This is a genomic window from Actinomyces provencensis, assembly GCF_900155435.1.
GTDB classification, from domain to species: Bacteria; Actinomycetota; Actinomycetes; order Actinomycetales; family Actinomycetaceae; genus Pauljensenia; species Pauljensenia provencensis.
The window spans coordinates 2320853-2323160 of record NZ_LT700212.1 but is presented as its reverse complement, the minus strand read 5'-3'; the positions used below and the strand labels follow the sequence as shown (position 1 = coordinate 2323160).

The window sequence follows — 2308 nt, the reverse complement described above, 5'->3', positions numbered from 1 at the left end:
TGTCGGGCGGGGTGTGTCGGGCGGGGTGCGGGACGGGGGTACCCCCGCGTGACGAGGGCGGGTCCGTGATCCGGTCCGCCCGGGTCCCCGCAATCCTCCCACCCGGTCGGGCGGGGCCGTGGGCCACCCGGGGCCCGGTCAGACAGCTGTCCCGGCCACCTGGGGTGACCGGGACAGGAGGTCAGGCCTGGGCGACGCGCAGCCCGGTGCCCTCAAGGGCGGCGGCCGCGGCCTTGATGCGGTCGGGGCGGTAGCCGCTCCAGTGGTCCTCGCCGGCGATGACGACGGGGGCCTGCTGGTAGCCCAGGCCCTTGATGTACTCGAGGGCCTCGACGTCCTGGGTCACGTCGACCGAACGGTAGTCGAGTCCCTGCTTGTCGAGCGCCCGGTAGGTCGCGTCGCACTGGACGCACATCGGCTTGGAGTAGACCGTGATCGCCATCGTGGGCACCCATCCTGTCCTGGTTGTCGGGAGCGGTGACCGGGCCGAATGACGGCCCTGTAATCACACACATGTCATTCTCGGGGCGCGGCTTCCGCCCTTGACGTGTTGCAACACTACACCTTGTGTCCGGATTGTCGATGGACCACTAGGGGTTGTGTCCGGGGTGTCGTCCGGACCTTCCTGTGGACAGCCCGTCCGGGGGTGTGGACGGCCTGTGGAGAGCCCGGGCGGGGGGAAGCTGCGGCCACGACACCATGGTCCCGCGGGGCATGTGCATCTGGCGTGCGCACGCCCCTCCGACACACGGGAGCTGCGGCTGCGGGCGTTGTGGACGGAGCTTCCGTGTCCGGTGCACACCCTGTGGACAACACCGGTGTGATTCATCCGGTGTCCGTCCGGGCCATCGGCGTGTCGCACCCGTGTGCGAGGCCCCGCCCGGCCAGTTCCACCAGGCGGTCCAGGCGCACGGCGGCGTCCTGCACCGTCGGTGCCGTCACCGCGGTCACTCCCTTGATGTCCGCCGACGCAGGGTCGTCGGCCCGCGGCAGGGTCCGGACGTCCGACGGGAGGTCGTCCCGCAGTGCGCCCAAGGTCTGCGGCATCCGGATGGGGGAGCCGCACCGGCGGTTCGACCACGTCCGGGGGAAGGTCCTCGTCCCCCGGCGCGCGCCAGGAGGCCTCCGCCTCGGCGTCCGGGTGGACCAGGGCCACTCCCCCCGGTGAGGTGCGGTCCAGGGCGCCCTCAACGTCCTCCGCCGTGAGGACCGGGCCAGGCGGTCCAGTGGCCGCCCCCGTGGATGTCGACGAGGGCGGCGACGGTGACGTGTCCCCGGACGCGGTCCCTGCTCCCGTGTCCGAGGTGGGAGCGGTCCCGCCCGCGCCGGGGCTCACCGAAAGGGGGAGCACGTTGCCAGCGGGACCACAGGACGCGAGCGTGAGGCCAGGTGCCAGCACCGAGACGAGGCACAGGACGAGTACGGAGGCGTCGCCCAGGGGCGGCAGGAGGGGGAGTGGTGCATCGGTGGGTCCGTGCTCCTTGCCGAGGGGTCCGCCGTGGTCGCCTCCCACGCCACGCGCGCGCCCGGCGACCCACCTCCGCCCTGACACGGGCGGATCCGGGGGACGTCCACCTCGACGCGGGAGGCGGCGGGCCGCCCCTGACCCCGGACCTCGTCACCCTGCCTGCGGACCACCGGCACCTCCTCTGCGCCCGGAGGTGGGTGCATCGACCAGTGTTCCCACGTCGGACGGTGCTCCCTCGTCCACCGGGGAGGGGAGGTCCCGGCCTGGGGACGACCGTGACGGGAGCTCGCCCCTCAGCACTCCACGACGTTCACGGCCAGGCCGCCCGCCGAGGTCTCCTTGTACTTGGAGAGCATGTCGTTGCCCGTCTGGCGCATGGTCTCGATGACGACGTCGAGGCTGACCGTGTGGCGTCCGTCCCCCCACAGGGCCATGCGGGCGGCGTTGATGGCCTTGACCGCGGCGATCGCATTGCGCTCGATGCAGGGGATCTGGACCAGACCACCCACGGGGTCGCAGGTCAGGCCCAGGGAGTGCTCCATGGCGATCTCGGCGGCGTTCTCCACCTGGTGGGGCGTCCCGCCCAGGGCCTGGGCCAGACCGGCTGCGGCCATGGCGGAGGCGGACCCCACCTCGCCCTGGCACCCCACCTCGGCCCCGGCGATGGAGGCGGTGGTCTTGATGAGGGCGCCGATCGCGGTCGCCGCCAGCAGGAAGTCGTGGACCGCGCGCCTGCGGCGTGCGCCGCCCTCGTCGCCCTCGTCGCCTGTGCCCCCCAGTCGGGGGAGCAACGGGCCGCCGGGCAGGGGGGCGGCGGCGGGGTGGGCGACCCCGGCCTCG

At 73.2% G+C, this 2308-nt stretch carries 3 protein-coding genes; all 3 read right to left on the bottom strand.

Translation table 11 applies throughout. The features are described 5' to 3' along the window. Positions 1-181: 181 nt before the first annotated feature. Positions 182-442, bottom strand: coding sequence for a glutaredoxin-like protein NrdH (gene nrdH / locus BQ9890_RS10340; RefSeq protein WP_075893037.1), 261 nt, complete (start codon positions 440-442; stop codon positions 182-184). 383 nt (positions 443-825) lie between these two features. Beyond that, positions 826-1047 (bottom strand): hypothetical protein, encoded by a 222-nt coding sequence (locus BQ9890_RS10335; RefSeq protein ID WP_075891342.1) that lies wholly within the window; start codon positions 1045-1047, stop codon positions 826-828. A gap of 714 nt (positions 1048-1761) precedes the next feature. Beyond that, positions 1762-2308 (bottom strand): L-serine ammonia-lyase, iron-sulfur-dependent, subunit alpha (locus BQ9890_RS10330; protein ID WP_230297900.1); only part of this gene is annotated, 547 nt, incomplete at its 5' end.